Here is a 20,624-nt window from a genome sequence, read left to right as displayed (position 1 = left end):
AGTGGACTCAGACACTAACGCCCAGTACGAGGACTAGAAGAAGTCGACGCGCCTGAAGGCGTAGCTGCGGATGGCGACGAGTCAGAATCCGTCTTCGTACCTGAAGACTCATTAGCTACATACATCTCTACCTTACTAGGAACTGACACTTTAGTGCCAGAAGAAGGGCTGGTGCGCAGCACCGTACCGGGCTGTGCGGTGTCCGAATGCTCGAAGTGAAGGTTCACATCAACACCAAGCGAGGTAATCGTCCGAGAAGCCTCTTCGTAGTTCTTCCCATCAACATTAGGTAGGGTCGCGCCCCTGGAACCGCTTGAATAACGCACGGTAATGGTGGTGCCTTCGTCTACCGAACCAGCCGGTGAAATCGACAGAACGGTGTTGGCTGGCTCTTCAGACTCAACACTTTCAGTCCTGGGCGAAAGGCCCAGGTTCTTCAGGTCATTGACAACATCCTGAAGGGGACGACCCTCGTAGCTGCGTGCCTGCAGGTTAATTTTCTGCTTCTGAGTGCTGCTCGCAGTCGAGGACTCCTCGTTCGGGGTGGCTACCGTGACGGTACCTTCCGCAGAGCTGGGTGTTGCTGAGGTGGTGGTATTCGGAGTGGGGGTTGCACGGCTATTTGCCGCCCAGACAGCCCAGAGGATACCGAGAATAAGCACTAGTGCCGCAACGATAGCGACGAACCATACCCAGCTGCGTTTCTTTGGCCCCTGTTGTGCCGTACGTGCGGCCGCAGCCTTCGACCCGGGCTCGGGGATCGGAGCCGTCGAAGGACCGGGCGTGAAGCGCGACCCAGATCCGAACTTCGGAGCGGCGGATGCCGAAATAGGCTCGGCGATCAAGGAGGTCTGGGCAGTATCCAGATTCTCCGGCAAGAATGCCTCCAGCGTGGGCACGGCCTTAATCGCCGCAGGAATATCGCGACGGCGAATAGCATCAATAGCGGATGCCAGCGCGGTAGCATCCTTAGGACGCTCTGCAGGATCCTTAGCAAGCAGGCACATAATCAAGGCGCGGGCGGGTGCCGGGATGCTCTCCGGCAGCGGCGGTGGCGGATCGTTCACCTGGGCTAGAGCAATCGCGATCTGTGATTCACCCGTGAACGGTCGGTGACCAACCAGGCATTCGTACCCGATAATACCCAGCGAATACATATCGGAGGACGGGGTTGCAGGTTGACCGGTTGCCTGTTCGGGTGCCAAATACTGGGCTGTACCCATCACCTGACCGGTAGCGGTCAGCGGAACCTGGTTCGCAAGCCTAGCAATACCGAAGTCGGTAACCTTCACCCGGTCATCCGGGGTGATCATCAGGTTACCGGGCTTCACATCGCGGTGCACAAGGCCCTGAGCGTGCGCAGCAGCCAACGCGCGAGCCGTCTGCGCAATAAAGTTCAGGATGCGATCCGGCGGCAGCGTGCCGTCGCGCTCGATGATGCTCGACAGCGGCTCGCCCGGAACCAACTCCATCACCAGGTATGCAGAGTTATCCTCTTCACCGTAATCGAACATATTGGCAACGCCGGGGTGGTTCAGAAGCGCGGTATGGCGCGCCTCCGCACGGAAACGCTCCAAGAACCCGGGGTCACCCGTATACTCCTCTTTCAGGATTTTAACGGCGACGGTGCGTCCGAGAACCTTGTCGCGAGCTTTCCAGACCTCACCCATACCGCCGATAGCGATACGTTCGGTTAGGGTGTAGCGCCCGCCCAAGGTGATATCAGCCGAAGGCCTCACTTGTTCAACACCGCCTCAAAAAGTTGTTTACCTGCATTTGTCGAAAGCTGGGAACCGGTTGTTGCATCCATATCCTCATAGACCACCGCAATGGCGATCTGAGGATCATCGGCGGGTGCAAACCCGGTAAACCAAGAGTTATTCAAACCACCCGTAGTTTCTGCGGTACCGGTCTTACCAGCAACCTTATACCCGGGCACGCCTGCGTTACGGGCAATACCGTTATCCACAGAGTTCACCATCCATTGTTTCACCTGATCGGCGACTTTAGTAGAAGTTGAGGTGCGCAACTTCTCGGGTGAGAACTCGTAGAGCACGCTCAAGTTACTGGTTTTGACAGAACGAATCATATTGGGCTTCATCTGCACACCGCCGTTAGCGATTGCGGCAGAAGTCATCGCCACCTGCAGCGGGGTGGTGCGTACATCGTACTGACCCACGGATGCCTGCGCCAGCTGGCTCTGCGACATACCCTTCGGGAAGCTCGATTTAGCCACCGCCAGCGGAATCTTCAAATCCTGACCATAACCAAAGTTTTCGGCAGTCCTAGAGATCCTATCTTCCCCCAAATCCATTGCGATCTGCGCAAAAGGAGTGTTGCAGGACTGCGCCATAGCCCATTCAATCGTAGCCTTGGTGCGTCCTCCACACTGACCGCCCGCATAGTTCGGAAGCGACACATTGGTTCCCGGAAGGGGAAGCTGTGCGGGGTTATCGATCGTGGAGTTCGCATCATATTTGCCAGACTCCAGAGCCGCGACGGCATCAATAATCTTGAAGGTTGAGCCGGGCGAATAGGTGTTACCCGCAATAGCACGGTTGTAAAGCGGGTTATTCGGATTCGAGTTCAGTTCCTCATAGTTGCTGACTACCGTAGACCCATCGTGGGATGCGAGCGTATTCGGGTCATATGAGGGAGACGAAGCCATCGCCAAGATTTCGCCAGTCTTGGGGTTGATCGCCACAATAGAACCCTTACGGCCCTGCAGCAGGTTGTTAGCAAGCTCCTGAAGCTTGGAATCCACGGTGAGCTCGACGCTCGCACCGCGTGCCGAAGAACCCGAGAAGAGCTGAGCAACACGATCGTAGAACTGGCTGTCGGAAGTACCCGAAAGCTCCTTGTCCATAGCGGACTCGACACCGGTAGAACCGTACACTGATGAGAAATAACCCGTCAGCGCCGCATACTTTTCCGGCTCAGAGTACACGCGCTGATAGTTATACTCATCATCCGATTTCACCGACGAGGCGATTTCGGTTCCATCGACCACGATAGAGCCACGGTTGGCACCGTAGTTATCGTACAGAGAACGCGAGTTCCACGGGTTATCTTTGAGAGATTCGGTGTCGAAGAATTGGATATAGCTCAACGTACCCATGAGCAGGATAAAAACGCAACCTGCGGCCATCCACATGCGGCGAATTGCCCTATCCATTGCGGTCACCTCCTGCTTGTTGAGTTGAAATACGGGCGAGAACGCTGGTTGCGCCCTCAGATTCATAGCTGTAGTCTTCGTGGTCGATACTTTCGGGAACGTCGAACCCGACCACGACGTGAGGCGCTCGCGCGGTATGCGAAATCGAAAGCCACAACGCCACGATAATCCAGTTAGCCACCAGGGATGAACCACCGGCAGACATAAACGGTGTGGTCAAACCGGTCAGCGGAATTAACCGGGTTACACCGCCAACCACCACGAAGAGCTGAAGCACCATAACCGTGGAAAGGCCCGCTGCCAAGAGCTTGCCGAAACCGTCACGAGTGCCCAACGCCGCGCGGTAGCCACGCGAGATGAGGATGAGGAACATCATCAAAATAGCGCCCAGGCCGATCAGACCGAGTTCCTCACCGAGAGAAGTAATAATCATGTCCGAGTTAGCGAACGGTACCAAAGAGGTACGGCCCTGGCCCCATCCACGGCCGAAGAGACCGCCGTAGGATAGACCGAAAATACCCTGAAGGATCTGACCGGAACCACCGCTGGAGGACATATAGACCTCAGGGTCAAAGGCATGCATCCAGCCATAGATACGGGCGTGCACGTGAGAAATGGAGTTGTAGGCGAAGTATCCGCCAACCACCACGCCGACACCGCCGACTACAAGCCAGGAAATTTTGCCGGTCGAGAGGTACAGCATCGCCATGAACAGCCCAAAGAACAGGATTGCAGAACCCAGATCCTTCTGGAAAACCAACACGCCGATGCTGACCATCCACGCCAAGAAAATTGGGGTCAAATCGCGCAGACGTGGCAGATTGATGGGTCCCAGACGCTTACCCGCTGTGAGAATCAAATCGCGGTGTGTGGACAGGTAGCCTGCAAAGAAGATTGCCAGAGTAATCTTGGCAATTTCGCCGGGCTGGAAGGTACGCCCGCCGAGCCTGATCCAAATCCGTGCGCCGTTGATTTCGGTACCAAGGCCGGGAATAAGCGGCATGATAAGCAGGATGAAGGAGAGCACCAGCGAAATATAGGTGATCTTACGCAGCACTCGATGATCCCGCAGGAAGTACAGCACAACGGAGCAGAGGATCATTGAGAAGCCCGTCCAGAACAGTTGCGACTCGCCCACTGGGGACTTCTGCATGGCGGGATCCTTGTCGATGCGGAAAATCATCGCCAGCCCGATTCCGTTGAGCGCCACAACAAGCGGCAGAATAAACGGATCGGCGTAACGCGCCCGGAATTGAAGCACCAGATGCGCGATGAGCGCGCACACGCCCAGCACCACGGTACCTTGAATCCACGGGTTTTTCCCCATGTCCCACGCCGTTTCGGGGTCAATCAGGTACATGGAAAATGAGCCGATGCCGACCGCAACCACGAGCAGAACAAGCTCAATCAGGCGACGCGAACGGGGTATGTGTGCATCACGCAATAGCCTAGCCACGATTACCACCTTCCGTTGCTGAAGTTTTTTGACCTGTCTGCGCGCCGGACGAAGCCGCACCGGAAGGCTGTGTATTCCGGTCATCCTGCAGATTCACCTGAGCTTGCATGCGGTTTACGATAACCCGTGCATCGTCAAGATTATCCGCGTGAATCGTATTCTTCAAAAGCGTGCGGGTATGTTCGGGCAGCTGTGAAGTTTCTACTTCGCTTTCCTCGACCACATGGGAGAGATGGATTGGCCCCAACGACTGCGGAACTCCGTTATAGACGGCGACCTTACCGTTATTTTCGCCAACGTAGTAGCGGCCCTCAACCCATTTCAGCCCGCTCCAACCCGCAATGAGCGCCAACACAAGGATTACGGCTGCACTCACCAGCAGAATCGGGCGCCGACGGCGTCGAATCGGGTCCGCCAGAAGCTCTTCAAGCTCATCCGGTAGCTTTGCGGGTTCCTCGGTACTCATCGGCACACGCTGCGCCAACGAGGCCCGATGCTCCAGGGTACGGCTCGTCACCGCCGGAATACGCCCGGTCTCTGTTGCCACGGCGGCGCTGCCCACCAGCTGATGCGGGCGAGAACCAAGCTCGTGGCGCAAAATGGCGGCATTCGTGCGGGCAAAGTACACCGCATCCTGATCGCTTGCGTCGCCATCGTGGGGGAAGGAATCCGTGAGGTCACGGGCGCGGCGGAACTTCTTGAGCGCGCGGTCGTGATCGGACAGACCCTCTTCGGCGTTTACTTCCTCGGTGATTTCCTCAAGCTCAGAGGTCGTCGGTGAGGTATCGATCTCGCCGGTTTCCGGCAGGGCAGAAGGGCCTACAGGTTCGTCGGCGGGAAGTTCTTCGCGGTCAATAACCTGTACAACTACGACCGTCACGTTATCGGGTGCGCCGCCGTCGAGAGTCATCTGGATAAGAACGTCCGCGATCTCACCCAGATCATCGGTGGAACGCATGACGGCTTCGATCTCTTCATCAGAGACCACCGCCTCTAAACCATCGGAAGCAAGCACCCAGCGCTCACCGGGAATGGCTTCTAAAGTCTGCAGCTCAAGCTCGGGGGAGGCATCAACGTCGCCAAGCACGCGCATAATCACGTTGCGGTGCGGGTGATTCTCCGCCTCTTCGGGAGTGATACGGCCCTCGTTGAGAAGACGCTGCACGAAGGTGTGATCGGTCGAAATCTGCTCGAAACCGCCGTCTTCATCGGCGCGTAAACGATAGGCCCGCGAGTCGCCAATATGGGCCATCTCGATCTTTTCGCCATCCACCAGCAGAGCGGTACAGGTGGTACCCATGCCCGCAAGGCGCTGATCACTGGTTGCCAGATCATTGATAATGGCGTTGGCACTTTGGATTTCGTCGGCGAGGTATATGCCGCCGGTACCGTCAAAGTCGGGGTGGTCCAAAGGGGTCAGGTTCAAAACGGCGGTAGCGGATGCGACGTCACCACCGACGTGCCCGCCCATGCCGTCAGCAACAACAGCAAGATAACGTCCACCGTACCCGGAGTCGTCATTCTTGCTGCGTTTCACACCCGTATCGGAACGGGCTTCAAAGCGAAAGGCTATCTTCAACGATTACCCCCTCAGCTGCATAGTCGTTCCGCCCACACGGAAATCGACACCCGGCTCAATAGCGGTAGCGCGGGTCAGCTTTTGGTTGTTTACGAATGTGCCGTTGGTTGAGCCCAAATCCTCCAAGAACCAGCGAGAACCCTGCGGGAACAGACGGGCATGGCGACCGGAGGCGTAATCGTCCTGCAACGAAACCTCAATATCATTGGCGCGACCGATAGTAACCGGGGAGTCACCCAACTGCATCATAGCTCCCGCCTGCACTCCCTTGGTGATCACCAAGCGGGAAGGACGTGCAGGAGGAGCTGCAATATGCTGCGGTTGTGGCTGCGAGTCTGCGGCAGATTCTACGGGTACGGAGCGGAAGTTCTTACCCAGCCCCAAATCGCGGCGGGCGGCTGCCACCACGAAAAACACAAAGAACCAGAGCAACCCCAAAAACGCAAAGCGCAGTATGGTTACAGTTAGCTCGGATGCCATTAACGTATACCTCCAGAGGCAATTGAGCGGAAGAGAACTCGGGCTCCGCCCAACTGTAACACCGCTCCATCTTGGAGAACGGTGGGGGTTTTCAGCGGAAAACCATTCAGCCGGGTTCCATTGGTTGAGCCCAAGTCGGTGGCAACATAGTTGCCTCCCTGGCGGGAAATCTGTAGGTGGCGGCGCGAAATACCCTTGTCAGCCAGACGCACGGATGCATCGGAGCCGCGACCGATGACGAGAGGTGCCCCAGAAAGCTCATACCGCTGCCCGTTAATATCCACAAAGGCATGATGCGCCGCAGCACGTTGCTGCTGCGGAGGATTCTGCGGGGAACGCGGTTTCGGCACGGACGCGGCAGGTGCCTGCTGTTGCTGCTGCTGAGGCTGTTCCGTGCGGCGCGGCGGAGTAGCCCGCGGTTTTGTAATTCTGGTCGGCAGACCGGTATCACGAGCCGGGGCAACAGGGGCGTAGTCGGAGGCGCCGTGGGCGGCACCGGCGGGAGGAACATAGTTCGTCGCACCCGAGGGCGGAGCCTGGAACGCCTCAAAACTGGGCACAACCTCGAACTCGTCGGCTTCGAGATCGGCAATAGGGCTGAAGGTAATACGTACAGCCCCAATCAGCGAATACCCCTGCGCACGCGCATGTGAAATAGCAAGATTGCACAGCTCAACCGCGAATGGGTTGCCCCACTCCCGCACGCGCGAAAAATCGGCACTCGAAAAGCGAACGTTGAAGATATTTGGTGCCATCGTGTGACCGCCCTGGTCCACATATGAGGCATCATCCATCGACGTGCGAATACGGTTAGCTACATCAGCCTTTGCGAAGGTGCCAAAGCCTTTGGAAAAGCCGACGGTACGACCGATGCCTTGCTCCAGTCGTTCCAACTTATCAAATAACTTCATTGCCTCCTCCTTTATGGCTCGGGCCGGATGTCACCCCTGGCATCCCGTGGTTGGGAACCCGAAGGGTTCAGTCTAGCTTTTGTAGCTGTGCATTTGCTGTGTCAGGTGTGAGTGCACACACCCAACTCTATTCTAGGGGATAGTGTGACCACCATGCCGATAATATACTTTTTACTCGTAAAATATAGACTCGAAAACCCCAAATGTTGCCGACACAACAAAAAATCCCCGACTCATCAGAACCGGGGATTGCTGGTGCGCGAGGGGGGAGTTGAACCCCCACGCCCTCACGGGCACACGGACCTGAACCGTGCGCGTCTGCCTATTCCGCCACTCGCGCAAGTGTCATACGACTCAAAGAGCCGCAGGCAACATATAGAACTATACAGGCTCCGTAACAGACCGTCCACTTCGGTATTCGTGAACTTACTCACCGAAGGTTGAAATTGTCATAGGATATGTTATTTTCCTTTGTCGTGAGGGTTCGAGGGGGTATCGGTCTGGTCTGCGGCGGACGCATCCTTTTTCTCGCGATGCACGCGCAGAAACCACGCCAGCGCACCAAAATAGGGGAGCACCAGAATGAACAGAAGCCACTTGAGCTTCTGAATCTCGTTGAAGTAGGGGCTGCGATGCACCGTAAAAATGCAGTACAGCACCGAAGTAATCCAGATAAAAATCAGGGCAAGCACCGTGTACTGGTAGATTGCCTGCGCCGTCGGATTCTGAAAAAGCACAAGAGGAAACACCGAAAAACCTAATGTCAGCACTTCTTTAGTATGCCAGAGGATACGCCAAGCGCCCGAGAACATAAAATTTATGTCCTCGGGCGCTGCAGGGAGAGTTATCTAGGTGAAACGTTATACATTCGCAGCCTTTTTGGCGCGTTTGGCCGCAGCCGCCGCATCACGCTCAGCCCAGAACTCGCGGGTGGTCACCTCGTCGGTGCCGTCCCAGGCCGCAAGATTCTTAATCTCAGGCATATCGGATGCTTTGAAAATAGGCTCCACACCGGATTTGCGCTGCCGCTCGTAATTCTTGAGCACCGCAACGACCTTCGGCGAAAGCCACACCACCGCAATCAGGTTCACAATCACCATGCCCGCGTTGAGCATATCTGCCGTGGTCCACACCAGCTCCAGCGATGCGATTGCCCCGAAGAATACGAAGCCCAGCACCACCAGACGGAACACCGTCAACGCCCCGGGCTTCTCAGTCACGAAGCGAATATTCGACTCGCCGTAATAGTAGTTGCCGATGACCGAGGAGAAGGCGAAGAGGAAAATCGCGATGGTGAGGAAGTGGGTGGCCCAAGTGCCGAGCTGGTGGGCAAGCGCATCCTGAGTCAGTCCAGCACCGCGGGTCTTATTGCCATAGGTTGGGTTCGACAGAAGCACGATAAACGCGGTGACCGAGCAGACCAGCATCGTATCGAAATACACGCCCAAAGCCTGTACGTAGCCCTGCTTTGCGGGGTGCGAGATAGTTGCGGTTGCACCCGCGTTCGGGGCGGTACCCATACCGGCCTCGTTCGAGAGCAGACCGCGCTTCATGCCCCAAATAACGGCGCCCATCGTGCCGCCCACTACGAACTCGCGCAGACCGAAAGCACCCTGGAAAATCATGAGCAGAACGTTCGGGATTTCGCCCACATTGAGCACAACCACGAACAGTCCCAGCAGCATGTACAGAACCGCCATGAACGGCACCATAAACTCGGTGACCGTAGAAATGGTGCGGATACCGCCGAAGATAATTGCAGCCGTCAGTGCGGCAACGAAAAGGCCTACCACGATGCGGAAACCCATATTCTCGGTACCGGAAATACCGATATTCAGGGAGTTCGCACCAGCTTCCACGATCGCATTGGTTTGTACCGCGCAGAACACAAAACTATAGGTGAGCACGATAAAGCCCACGAAAATCAGGCCCAGCCAGCGTGCATTCAGGCCGCGCTGCATATAGTAGGCAGGACCACCAATATAGGAATCCTTGCCGCGTTCTTTATACAGCTGACCCAGCAGGGATTCGGCAAAAGCGGATGCGCCGCCCACGGCAGCAATGACCCACATCCAAAACACCGCGCCGGGACCACCCATTGCAATAGCGATCGCCACGCCAGCAATATTGCCGGTGCCCACGCGGGATGCCGCCGAAACGGTGAACGCGCGGAACGAGGAAATGCTCTTGCGCCCATCGGCCTCGTGGCCGGACGGGTCGGTGAGTACGCGCAGCATCTCGGGCAGGGAACGCCACTGCACGGCACGGGTGCGGATCGTCAAGAACAAGCCCACGACAATCAAGGCAACGAACAGAAAGTTTTCCCATATCCAGCTTTGAATGCTGTCAACCACGCTGGTCGCACCAGCGGTAGAGGCGTTAATGTTCTGAATAAAATTTACAAGTGAGTCCACAGGTTTTCTCTTTCGTCACGGCATAGAAGCGTAATAGGGATAGCAACTATGCGGGCATGAAGGCGCGAAGGTGCAAACCGGGTAGACCGCACGCCAGGGAAAGAAATTCCCTTTAGAAATTACAGGTACTTATTGTTCCGTTGATGAAGGGTTTACGGCAATCTCATTGGGGGTCTTGTCCACATTTGTAACGAATAATTAATATAGCCGGAACACGGGTGATACTCCGTTTGACAAGCAAAAACATCAAAAAGTTATGGCTGAACCACAATTCATATCAAACATCGTTTAATAGACATAAAAACACTCTCCAGTGGAGAAAATGAATCTTTGACTACATGCTACTTCACGGGTTTAACAAACGGGAAAGAAAGCACCCCGCGAATCTGGGTCTGCGCCATGAGCATCGCCAAACGGTCAATGCCGATGCCCAATCCGCCCGTCGGGACAAGCCCGGTCTCAAGGGCATACAGAAAATCCTCATCAATCTGCATGGCCTCCGGGTCTCCCGCGGCAGCCTTGAGAGACTGCTCGGTCAGGCGGCGGCGCTGTTCTAAAGCATCCGTCATCTCGGAATAGGCGGTTCCCATCTCCATGCCGTTAATGACCAAATCCCAGCGTTCGACCAGATGCGGCTTGCTACGATGCGCACCCGCCAGGGGAGAGGTCTCCACCGGAAAATCCGTATAAAACGTGGGGAACACAGTTTTTGCCTCTACCAGCTCACCGTAAAGCTCCTCAAGAATGGCACCCGCGCCCATGTCATCACGCACATGAATCTGATGCTCATGCGCCAGCTCAAGCAAAGTCTCAAAATCTGTTTCACTCGAAATATCGCGCCCCAGCGCACGCGAAAGGGCCTCGCAAACCGAAACTGCCCGCCACTCACCCGAAACATCCGTGAGAGTACGCTCGATACTGCCCTTCTCGCCCAGCGGAAGTACCTCAGAACCATAGACGGCCCGGGCAGCGTTCTTGATGAGCGTTTCGGTAAGCTTGCGCATGACCGTGTAATCTGCGTAAGGCTTATAAGCCTCCAACACCGTGAACTCCGGGTTATGGGTGGCATCCGCGCCTTCGTTGCGAAAATCCCGCCCCAACTCATAAACAGCGCCCAAACCGCCAACCACCAGGCGTTTAAGATACAGCTCGGGTGCTATGCGAAGCGTCAAATCCGCACCATAGGCGTTAATAAAGGTTTTGAAGGGGCGCGCGCTCGCACCGCCATGAATAGTATTCAGAATCGGGGTCTCAACCTCGGTGAACCCTGCATCATCGAGCGTGCGGCGAATGGCAGTGATCAGTGAGGAGCGCATCCGAAGGTTTTCAAGCTGCTGCGGATGCACCAACAGGTCAGTCGAGCGTTTGCGGATGCGCGCCTCCGGATCATTCAACGCCCCATACGGAATGGGGTGCAGACACTTCGCCGCCATCTGCCAGCCGTGCACAATGACAGATGCGGTTCCGGTGCGGCTAGCCCCCGCCGTGCCGGTCACGAGCAGAATATCACCCGTATCGACAGCGGACTTGAGAAGCTGAAACTCGCGCTCACTCACAAGGCTGCGCTCGGCAATAATCTGTACCTGTTTGCCTTCCTCAGACAGGATCAGGAAGATAACCCCGCCGTGGTTGCGAATAAACCGCACCCTGCCCGATAGGGTAAACTCCCTGCTCGGAAGCGTATGGCCGCTCAGCCCATCGTGCACCTGCACCGTCGAATACTCGCACGTGACTCCCAGCGGGTACGGGTTCATGCCGGCATCCCGAAGCATCTGCAGGTGACGAATACGGTGCTTGGTCTGATCGCTGAAGCGGTGTTCGGGGGCCTGCGCCTCGCCCGGATGCACACGCTCGATCTCGTGCACTCGCGCGATCTGGTCTTCGGTCAGGCGGTGCACTTCATGGCGCTGTTTACGTGCCGAAAAATCGGGCAGGAAGCCCTCGGCAACCCCAGCCGCCGCCGCAACGTTCAGGAAAGCCAGCGTCGGTTCCGCAACCATATAGCGCGGCATCCACTCCGGGGCGAACTTGAGGTTGAAGCGGTACAGTCTCTCCAACTGAAGGAACCTGTCTAAAACCCCCAGCGACCGAGAGGCGAACCTGCTCCAGGCATTAGCGCCGAACTGATCTGCGTTCTCGTACACATGGCGGAACATAGCAAAGTTCAGTGAAACACGCGTGATGCCGTAGTCGGGGGCATCTTCCATAAGCTGGGCAACCATATATTCCACGATGCCGTTGGGGCTGTCGGGGGAGCGGCGCATCACATCCAGCGATACGCCGGTGCGGCCCCACGGCACGAATGAGAGGAGTGCAACCATTGTGCCAGCAGAATCATGCGCCGAAACAAGCAGATTGCGACCGTCTGCGGGGTCTGAGAGCCTGTTGAGCGCCATCGAGAACCCGCGCTCAACCTTGCCGTGACGCCAAGCGTTCACGTTATTTTCCACCTCGTGCAGCTGCTCGGGTGAAAGCTCACGATGCCTGCAGATTTTCAGTGTGTAATCGGCCTTACGCACCCGCTGGTGGGCGTGGCGTACCTCTGTAAGCGAGGTATTGTTCAGGCTAAAACGTGAGACCTCTAGAATGGCTTCGTCCCCCATGCGGATTATGCCCAGTCCCCGGCGTGCGAAGGCTCTGGCGCCGTCTTCGCTCACGCTGATGGCGGCGGGAATCCACCCGTAGCGGCGCACCTGGTGCATCCACCGGTCGATTGCGGAACCCCAGGATGCCGGATCGCCCACCGGGTCGCTGGAGGCCAAACATACAGAACCCACTTGCCTGTAGGTGACAGCGGCGCGCATATCCGCCGAGAAAATCACCTGCTTATCGCGGCGTGTTGCAAAGTACGAGAGTGAATCGTTTCCGCCATACTCCTGTAAAAGTTCGCGCAGGCGCAATTCCCGATCGGCAGTCCAGGTATTGGGGACACGGTACCCCCGCACCACCACATACACCGCGATCAGTGCAAAAATTCCGTAGAACACGGATGCTGCTCCCACCACCGTGGCGCCCGGGTTTGCACCCTTGAGTTCGGGAAAACTATCGAGCCCTAACCCCTGTTTGAGCAGGTGGGGAACCGTAACTCCCGGCACGTGATGCCCAAAATACCAGGCCAGCAGGGTTGTCACCGTTAGCCCGCCGAGGAAGACCACGGTTGCCAATACCCATGAAATTCGGCCTATATGCGCCGGGAAAGCAGAGCGTGCCAGGATGAGAAGCGGAATAAAGATAGCCGCCACGATAATAGCCACGGTGTCGAGTGTGGAGGAGAAAAATTCTTCGCTTGGCATCACGTTATCGGGGAAGAAGAGCAGAAGCGCGCTTCGTGTTCCGATGAGGATGCCGATGACCTGAAAGAAGATGACGGCGTAGAGGGCGGCCCGTTTACGGGTGATCAGGGCGGATGTCATGACCACCATGATGACCGCGCTCACCAGCGTATGACTTGATGGGATGTTAAGCAGGCTCGCGGTGATTTCCCACCAGGTGAACCCGTGGCCCCTGCGAAGCGGGGAAATAATCCAGGTGAAAAGCGTCAGAATTGTTGCGATTGAGTAGATACCGATAACCCAGCGGGCGATGATTTCCGCATAGCGTGATGTCGTGTGATGGGCTTCTGCGCCCCGTTTCTGATGTTTCATAAACCGTTCTCCACCAATCACTCGGTACTTTTCATTCTACGGACATGTCGTGTGTACGCGCAGAATCTGAGGACGTAAGACAGCGCACCTTTGGGGTGGAGGTCGAAAGCGCTGCCAGGGGTCGCCGTACAGGGGATGCTTTGAGTGCCATATGGCATACGCGGTAGACTCCCCGCCATCGATATATTCCAAAAATAGAATATATCTGAAAGGGTGCAGCATGGTTAGAGGTGTTGGGTTGGATGTTTAGAAAAAAGCTCTCAAACCTGCAAAATATCAACTATATTCTGGAATGAGAATATAAAAATCCGGTGGTGATTCTTAGGAGTGTCACCACCGGATTCTTAATAGTAGAGCAGGGTATTCACCGATCTCTCTCCACCGAAGACAGACCGTCTAGGATTGTGATTTACGCTGCTGGAACACGTCCGGAATACCATCCATATCGGCATCCACGCTCTCCTTTTCCGCCAGCAAACGGTAGTGCTTATTGCGGCGAGAGAGAATCAGAGCACCCAGAATTGCGGCGGTTACCGAACCGCAGAGAATAGCGATCTTGGCGTCTTCACCGTGCGGCGATCCACCGGAGAAGGAAAGTTCTGCCACCAGAAGCGACACGGTAAAGCCGATACCGCCGGTAACCGCAAGGCCTATGACGTCAATCCACTGCACATCCGGGTCTAGGTTGGCGTGCCTGAACCTGGTAACCAGCCAGGTGGTTCCCGTAATACCGATGGTCTTGCCGCAGACTAGGGCGAACACAATACCCAGGGAGACTGAGTCGGTGAGGGCTCGCCCAAGACCTTCAAAACCGCCCACTGCAACGCCGGCGCTAAAGAACGCGAAGACCGGCACGCAGATACCCGTGGAAAGCGGGCGGAAACGATGCTCGAAAACCTCGGCGAGACCAGCATCCGCACCCGCAGCTTCGGTACGTTTATTGAATTTAACCGGAACGCAGAAACCAAGCACCACGCCGGCAATGGTTGCGTGAATACCGGATTCTAGGAAAAGCGCCCACGTGATAAAGCCCAGGGGCAGAAGCAGAATCCACGCCGCGGCGGGCTTGAGGTGCAGCATTTTTTCGCCGCGATAGGCGATAAAGGCGAACAGTGAGATAGGGATGATCGCAAGGAGCAGGTATTCGCCGTGGAAGGTGCCGGTGTAGAAGATTGCAATAATGCAGATAGCGATCAGATCATCAACCACCGCCAGGGTAAGAAGGAAGATGCGCATTGCCGAGGGCAGGAACGTTCCCACGCCCGCCAATACGGCAACCGCGAAGGCAATATCGGTTGCCGTGGGAATAGCCCAGCCATGTATAGCGGTGGGGCTGCTGAAGTTGATAGCGGTGTAGATGATGGCGGGGGTAATCACGCCGCCAAAGGCTGCTGCGATGGGAACGATCGCGGTTGCCGGTGATTTGAGGTCACCGATCGCGAACTCTTTTTTGAGTTCAAGACCGGTCAGGAAGAAGAATATTGCCAAGAGACCGTCTGCCGCCCAGGTGCCTATCTTCATGTGAAGGTGGTGAAACCCTGGAACTTCGGGTCCTATAACGGTATCGCGCACCCCGAAATAAATATCTGCCAGTGGGGTATTGGCAAGAACTACCGCGAGAACGGTCGCCACCAGCAGGATGCTGCCGCCCACGGACTCCGTGCGCAAAATATCTGCAACTCGCTTAGAGTTGCTGTAGGATCCGCGGCTGAAAACTGTATTTTCTGAATTCGGTGTCTGTGATTGGGTCATATTCTCTGTAGTTATCCTCCGGATAGGAATAATTCTTACTATTCTAACGCTCCTACCTAGGAGATGGTATTTTTTGCTTCTAAAGGTATAAATATACTTAACCAATATATGCCATTTTGGGCATATATTCTATAACGTAAGCGAAATTTCAGGGTCAATATAAATATTCTCGCCCCTGCCGTAATATCGGCTTGGAGCGAGAATATAAAAATTATGCAATTATGAGGTGTGAGGCACCTTAGGAACCTGCAACGGCAGGAGCGGAGCTGTCTTCGCCATGCGACTCATCGAGCTCACGAGCCACATAGTTTTCGATGTCGAAGAGGTTTCCGTTTGCACGCTTCACGATGGTGACGAGAGTTTCCATCGATGCGACTTCCTCAACCTGTTCCTTCAGGAACCAGAGGATGAACTGCTCACCCAGAGCATAGTTTTCGTTGCGTGCTGCGGAGAAAAGAGCCTCGATTTGACCGGTGACTTCCTTTTCCTGCGCCAGGGAAAGATCCACGATCTCCTGAACATCCTTAAAATCATTCTTGACGCTCGGAACTGCGGGAATCTCAACCTTGTGGCCGCGATCCAGCTTGTACTGAACCATCATGAGGGCGTGCCCTCGCTCCTCCAAAGACTGGCGGTAGAAGTAACGCGCCAGCTGAGGAAGGTCCTCACCATCAAGCCAAATCGCCATTGAAAGGTATTGGTGGGATGCGGCAAACTCGTGACCGATCTGTTCGTTGAGCAGATCGTAGAAGGACTTAGACATAACTTTTCTCTCCTTGAAATTAGGGTGTGTGTTCTATTCGCGTAGGGTACAGTGCAACGCTGTCGAACCCATCATAGAGGGCCGAATCAGCACTGTATAGAGAGAAAAGGCTAATCTGGAGGCGTATTTAGGGGTTCCTGAGCTCGGTCTATCACACCACAACAGAACCGTTATGATGTGCTCGCAAGCCTCGGAAAATCCGGGTGTATTCGTTCGTGCAGGTTTAGGCGGGGTAACTTCCGCGCCGCAAACTCGACGATGAAATAAGTTTAGAAGGCTTATCGCCCAAGATGCTTTCGCCGATATTAGCTAAAGCACGCACCTGATCTTCCGTGAGGTGGTCGAAAATCTCGTGACGTACCTGTGCTACGTGACCGGGTGCCGCATCCTGAAGCTTCTGCAAACCCTGAGGAAGCAGATGGCAAATGCTGACGCGGCGGTCTTCGGCGCTGAGTGACCGGGACACGTACCCGTCTTTCTCCAGTCTGGCGACCACGCGCGAAAGACGCGCCGGCAGAGTGTTTGTGACCAGTGCCAGCTGCGTCATTGTTAACTCGTGATCCTCTGACTCTGAGAGTCCAACAAGTACCATGTACTCGACATAGCTCAAATCGGCATCTTGCTGAAGCTGATTATCGAGCTGCCGTGTGAGGTTGAAGATGATCGAGCTGATAAACAGCCATCCCTCACGTTCTTCTTCATTTAGCCATTTGGGCTCCGCCTTCTCTGGAAGATCGCCAGAGACGGTGGTTGCTTGTTTGGGCATGAGTGTTCCTCCTCGCACCTCCAGCTTTTAAACTGAGCGCATATATAAGGTGTGTAAAGTTCATTGTACTTGTTAAGACAGCAAACCCTCAGATATTGCTCAAAACTTGGTATGTCTTTCCTTAAAGTACACACTGGCGGCACAAATTTGTCCGAAATACGTCACACCATTGTCGGCGTGTCTTCGACAATTTGCCCGGGAAATAGCGCTTCCCGAATGAAATCACTGTAATGATTACCTGTAAAAAATACTTGATAATTCAAGGTTTTACACGTAAAGAAGGTAAAATTTTGAGGCTGCTTAGGTAGTACTCGCCAGGAATATTACAAAATGATTAAAAAAATTTGGGAAAAAATACCATTTGGGTTTGCACATGATAAATAAGCGTGTACACTGGTATGCATAACGGGGTCGAAAAAGAAGCCCGCGGGGCGAGACCGGAAGCTCAAACCGACAGGGTTCGACTCTCTATTTATCGGTGATTGTCGTCGGTGTGCAGGTAACCTGCATTTCTACCGGCGGTTGTGCGGTGCGGGTACTGTTCGTGGTTGGGCGGTTCCCGCGCCGTTCTTTTTAAGAATACCCTACGTACCCCGCCAACACTAGCAAGAATGCCTCATAGGTGGGCAAGCGCACATCAAAAAGGTTGCGCGGCGTCTATGCTCGCTACTTCCCCGGTATTTCGGGGGTTTTCTATTAATTTTTCCCCCGACGGTCACGGTCTTTCATGCCTTTCTGCACGGCGTGGTGCATGGTGGGTCGTGCGGGATCGCACGCAGTACGCCAGATCCATACCTTAACTACCCCGGCAGAGCAGGATGCGCCCGGCGTGTCGCGTTCCTGCGCATTCTGACATTCACAGGCGTGCATGACCTCTCTCGATACGTGGAACGACAGGGGCAGGCAGTGTAAGCGTGCTCTGGGAGATGCGGCTGATATGACCCCCAATGAACTCTTCCCAAGGCTTTATCCACAGTACTTTTCCACACTGTGGAGAACTTACACGACTGTTATTAGGGAATCTGGCTCACACACGCATCACGCCCACTGTGTCTTAGAACGCACCCGTTAATCCGTGCAAATACGCGAAAATAACTCTGCTATGAAAATCTTCGGTGGACGCATCCAGAATTTTGAGGATGTCGAGACAAGTTTTAAACAGATACTATCCACACCTGTGGAAAACTTTGTGAACAATTTCCACCGGTCATTATCCACAGAATAGGTTGTGCATTATGCACACATTAAATTCTGCTTGTGAAAACTATATGCGGTACTAGCGTGTGAGTTTTTATGGGCGAGAAGACGCTAAAACACAGCGAACACGGTAAAAATTACACGTAACATAACGACACTAATTTTCGGCTTTTGGCGTCATAAATGTCGTTATCTATATGCGACAGAGAACATCAACATGGGTTATCCACAAAGTTTATCCACAGCGTGGATAACTTACATACCTGTTATTTGTGGGTCTGAACCCCGCAAAAATCCGGCAAATACTCCGAAATCGTGATGAATTTGAAATAAAATCCACGGGTTTATCCACCCCTGTGGAAAACTTTCTCCACCCTATGCACAGCATCCCCGCACAATGCCCAGAACCCACTGAACTCGCAGGCAAACGCTGGTACCCTTGTAACGACGCCATCTTCTGAATGAAAGGGCATACACCATGGCTGAAAAGTACACTCTTCCCGAGCTCCCCTACGACTACGCGGCGCTCGAACCCCACATCTCCGCAAAGATCATGGAGCTGCACCACGATAAGCACCACGCAGCCTATGTTGCAGGCGCAAACGCAGCCCTAGAGCAGCTTGAGGAAGCACGCGCAAACGGCTCCTACGGCAACGTTTCCAAGCTGTCCAAGGATCTCGCCTTCAACCTGGGTGGTCACACCAACCACTCCATCTTCTGGAAGAACCTTTCCCCCGAGGGCGGCGACAAGCCCACCGGCGAGCTCGCAGCGGCTATCGACGAGTTCTTCGGTTCCTTCGATAAGTTCCGTGAGCACTTCACCAACGTTGCCCTCACCATTCAGGGCTCCGGCTGGGCAATTCTCGCCTGGGACACCGTGGGTAAGCGCCTCATCATTGAGCAGCTGTACGACCAGCAGGGCAACATCTCGGTGGCACTGATTCCCGTTCTGCAGCTCGATATGTGGGAGCACGCCTTCTACCTGGACTACCAGAACGTGAAGGGCGACTACGTCAAGGCATTCTGGAACATCGTGAACTGGGCAGATGTCGCTGAGCGCTTCGCCCGTGCAGTGTCGCAGACCAAGGGTCTGGTGCTTCCCGAGTAGTCCTCAAGGATTAACGTGCGCTCGCACTCAGGGCGTATCGTATACGGGCGGGTGCCCGGTGCCTTCGTTAGAAGAGGCGCCGGGCACTTGTTTTATCTGCGATTGACTGCGAGTTACATGTTGTAACTCCGAGAGTGACAATGTGAGCGTCTGATCGGGGTGAAAGTTACAAATCTGGTGATTTTGGGTGACAAAATGTAACTTTCAGACGGGTTTTTGTCACTTTGGCATGAAAAACGCGAGTGAAGGTGACAAAAATGTGACTCTCGATGGCAATTGTGTAACTTTCACCGGGGAATCAAACGGGACCCCTTTAAACTTTGCGAACTTCCGAAGGGGCACACATACTCGCGAGATGCTTTCGCAAGTGTAAAAGCGGGAGCGGGTAAAACTGGGATGGACCGATGTTCGCTAGGCCGCGCCGAGTTCTTGGGCGAGAAGCGCCATTTTGCGACCGCGACCCCAACGGTAATCCCCAATCACGCCGCTCTCACGAATCACCCGGTGGCAGGGAATAATCATGGCAACCGGATTGTGCCCCACAGCGGTTCCCACGGCACGCGCGGCACGGGGGCGGCCAATACTCTCAGCCACAGACCCATAACTTTGCACGGCACCCTGCGGAATATTCAAAAGCGCACGCCACACCTGCACCTGAAACGGCGTACCCTTCAAATGCAGGGCGATGCGCTCTCCGCCTCCACCGAAAATACTCAACGCCTGCTCGTGAAAAGGATGCTCGCCCTCATGCAGCTGCGCGTTCGGGTATTCGGCGCGCAGGTTCGTGAGAGCCGCATCCGGGTTATCGGCGAAGGCCATATGACATATGCCTTTATCCGTTGCGGCGATCAGCACCATGCCGAAAGGGGACGCGGCGTAACGCCAGACGATGCGCAGGTTCGCCCCGCCGTTCTTGTACTCGCCGGGGGTCATGCCCTCAATGGTGACGAACGCATCGTGCAGGCGCCCCGTGCCGCTGAACCCGCTCGACCAGGCCGCATCGAGCGTGCTCTGCTGCCCAGCGAGCGCCGCCTTCGCCCGTTCAAGGCTGATATGCTGCAGCATTTTCTTGGGGCTCACCCCCGCCCACTGCTGGAACTGACGCTGCAGATATTCGGGGCTCACATGAACCGCCTGGGATACCTGCGCGAGCGTAGGCTGATCTGCGGCGTGGTCATACAGGTACTCGATAGCGGCGGCTATGCGCCCGAACTGGACGGTCTGCTCAATCGGGTCTGTGCTCGCTGCGGAACGGTCTGTGATGCTCAAGGATTCTCCTAGTTCAAGGTCTTAACACTAGAGAATACGGATGTTTCGGGCGGAAAACGACCCGATTCTTGACCTTGTGCGCGGGAGGCGTAGAAGTGGGAGCGGGGAGC

The 20,624-nt window shown here is 55.2% G+C and carries 14 protein-coding genes and 1 tRNA gene; 1 reads left to right on the top strand and 14 read right to left on the bottom strand.

Going from position 1 to position 20,624, the window contains the following annotated elements; genetic code table 11:
- Window positions 1-14: 14 nt before the first annotated feature.
- The 13 genes from HMPREF2625_RS01540 to HMPREF2625_RS01480 all read right to left on the bottom strand — a co-directional run bounded on the left by HMPREF2625_RS01540 (window position 15) and on the right by HMPREF2625_RS01480 (window position 16,940).
- Entirely contained in the window at window positions 15-1,739 is a 1,725-nt protein-coding gene (locus tag HMPREF2625_RS01540; protein ID WP_070520956.1) for a protein kinase domain-containing protein, read from the bottom strand.
- Entirely contained in the window at window positions 1,736-3,175 is a 1,440-nt protein-coding gene (locus HMPREF2625_RS01535; RefSeq protein ID WP_004006318.1) for a peptidoglycan D,D-transpeptidase FtsI family protein, read from the bottom strand. Before HMPREF2625_RS01535 ends, HMPREF2625_RS01540 begins: the two co-directional genes overlap by 4 nt.
- Window positions 3,168-4,640, bottom strand: coding sequence for an FtsW/RodA/SpoVE family cell cycle protein (locus HMPREF2625_RS01530; RefSeq protein ID WP_180950163.1), 1,473 nt, complete (start codon window positions 4,638-4,640; stop codon window positions 3,168-3,170). Before HMPREF2625_RS01530 ends, HMPREF2625_RS01535 begins: the two co-directional genes overlap by 8 nt.
- Window positions 4,624-6,210, bottom strand: a complete 1,587-nt coding sequence (locus tag HMPREF2625_RS01525) for a PP2C family protein-serine/threonine phosphatase (RefSeq protein ID WP_070520953.1) — start codon at window positions 6,208-6,210, stop codon at window positions 4,624-4,626. Before HMPREF2625_RS01525 ends, HMPREF2625_RS01530 begins: the two co-directional genes overlap by 17 nt.
- 3 nt (window positions 6,211-6,213) lie before the next feature.
- Window positions 6,214-6,690, bottom strand: a complete 477-nt coding sequence (locus HMPREF2625_RS01520) for an FHA domain-containing protein FhaB/FipA (RefSeq protein ID WP_004006321.1) — start codon at window positions 6,688-6,690, stop codon at window positions 6,214-6,216.
- Window positions 6,690-7,601, bottom strand: coding sequence for an FhaA domain-containing protein (locus HMPREF2625_RS01515; RefSeq protein ID WP_070520950.1), 912 nt, complete (start codon window positions 7,599-7,601; stop codon window positions 6,690-6,692). Before HMPREF2625_RS01515 ends, HMPREF2625_RS01520 begins: the two co-directional genes overlap by 1 nt.
- 253 nt (window positions 7,602-7,854) lie before the next feature.
- Window positions 7,855-7,941, bottom strand: a tRNA-Leu gene (locus tag HMPREF2625_RS01510).
- A gap of 121 nt (window positions 7,942-8,062) precedes the next feature.
- A complete protein-coding gene (locus tag HMPREF2625_RS01505; RefSeq protein WP_070520947.1) occupies window positions 8,063-8,413 on the bottom strand; it encodes a PLD nuclease N-terminal domain-containing protein in 351 nt (116 codons plus the stop codon).
- Between the two features lie 48 nt (window positions 8,414-8,461).
- Entirely contained in the window at window positions 8,462-10,015 is a 1,554-nt protein-coding gene (locus HMPREF2625_RS01500) for an alanine/glycine:cation symporter family protein (protein ID WP_070520945.1), read from the bottom strand.
- Between the two features lie 341 nt (window positions 10,016-10,356).
- Complete coding sequence (lysX, locus tag HMPREF2625_RS01495; protein WP_083295584.1) at window positions 10,357-13,659, bottom strand: bifunctional lysylphosphatidylglycerol synthetase/lysine--tRNA ligase LysX; 3,303 nt, start codon at window positions 13,657-13,659, stop codon at window positions 10,357-10,359.
- Between the two features lie 396 nt (window positions 13,660-14,055).
- On the bottom strand, window positions 14,056-15,411 hold the full coding sequence (gene nhaA / locus HMPREF2625_RS01490; RefSeq protein WP_070448448.1) for a Na+/H+ antiporter NhaA: 1,356 nt from the start codon (window positions 15,409-15,411) through the stop codon (window positions 14,056-14,058).
- 238 nt (window positions 15,412-15,649) lie between these two features.
- Window positions 15,650-16,174 carry a ferritin gene (locus HMPREF2625_RS01485; protein ID WP_013398195.1) on the bottom strand — a complete coding sequence of 175 codons (525 nt, stop codon included), beginning with the start codon at window positions 16,172-16,174 and terminating at the stop codon, window positions 15,650-15,652.
- Window positions 16,175-16,397: 223 nt separating this feature from the next.
- Entirely contained in the window at window positions 16,398-16,940 is a 543-nt protein-coding gene (locus HMPREF2625_RS01480; RefSeq protein ID WP_004006328.1) for a MarR family winged helix-turn-helix transcriptional regulator, read from the bottom strand.
- 1,675 nt (window positions 16,941-18,615) lie between these two features.
- Between HMPREF2625_RS01480 and HMPREF2625_RS01475 the strand changes: the two genes are divergently transcribed.
- Entirely contained in the window at window positions 18,616-19,245 is a 630-nt protein-coding gene (locus HMPREF2625_RS01475; protein ID WP_006886979.1) for a superoxide dismutase, read from the top strand.
- Window positions 19,246-19,656: 411 nt separating this feature from the next.
- On the opposite strand, the gene HMPREF2625_RS01470 is transcribed toward HMPREF2625_RS01475, so the two are convergent.
- Entirely contained in the window at window positions 19,657-20,514 is an 858-nt protein-coding gene (locus HMPREF2625_RS01470; RefSeq protein ID WP_070520941.1) for a bifunctional transcriptional activator/DNA repair enzyme AdaA, read from the bottom strand.
- Window positions 20,515-20,624 lie beyond the last annotated feature (110 nt).

It is taken from the genome of Rothia sp. HMSC064D08 (assembly GCF_001809525.1).
In the GTDB taxonomy this organism is placed as follows: Bacteria; Actinomycetota; Actinomycetes; order Actinomycetales; family Micrococcaceae; genus Rothia; species Rothia dentocariosa.
This window is presented reverse-complemented; position numbering and strand designations above follow the sequence as displayed.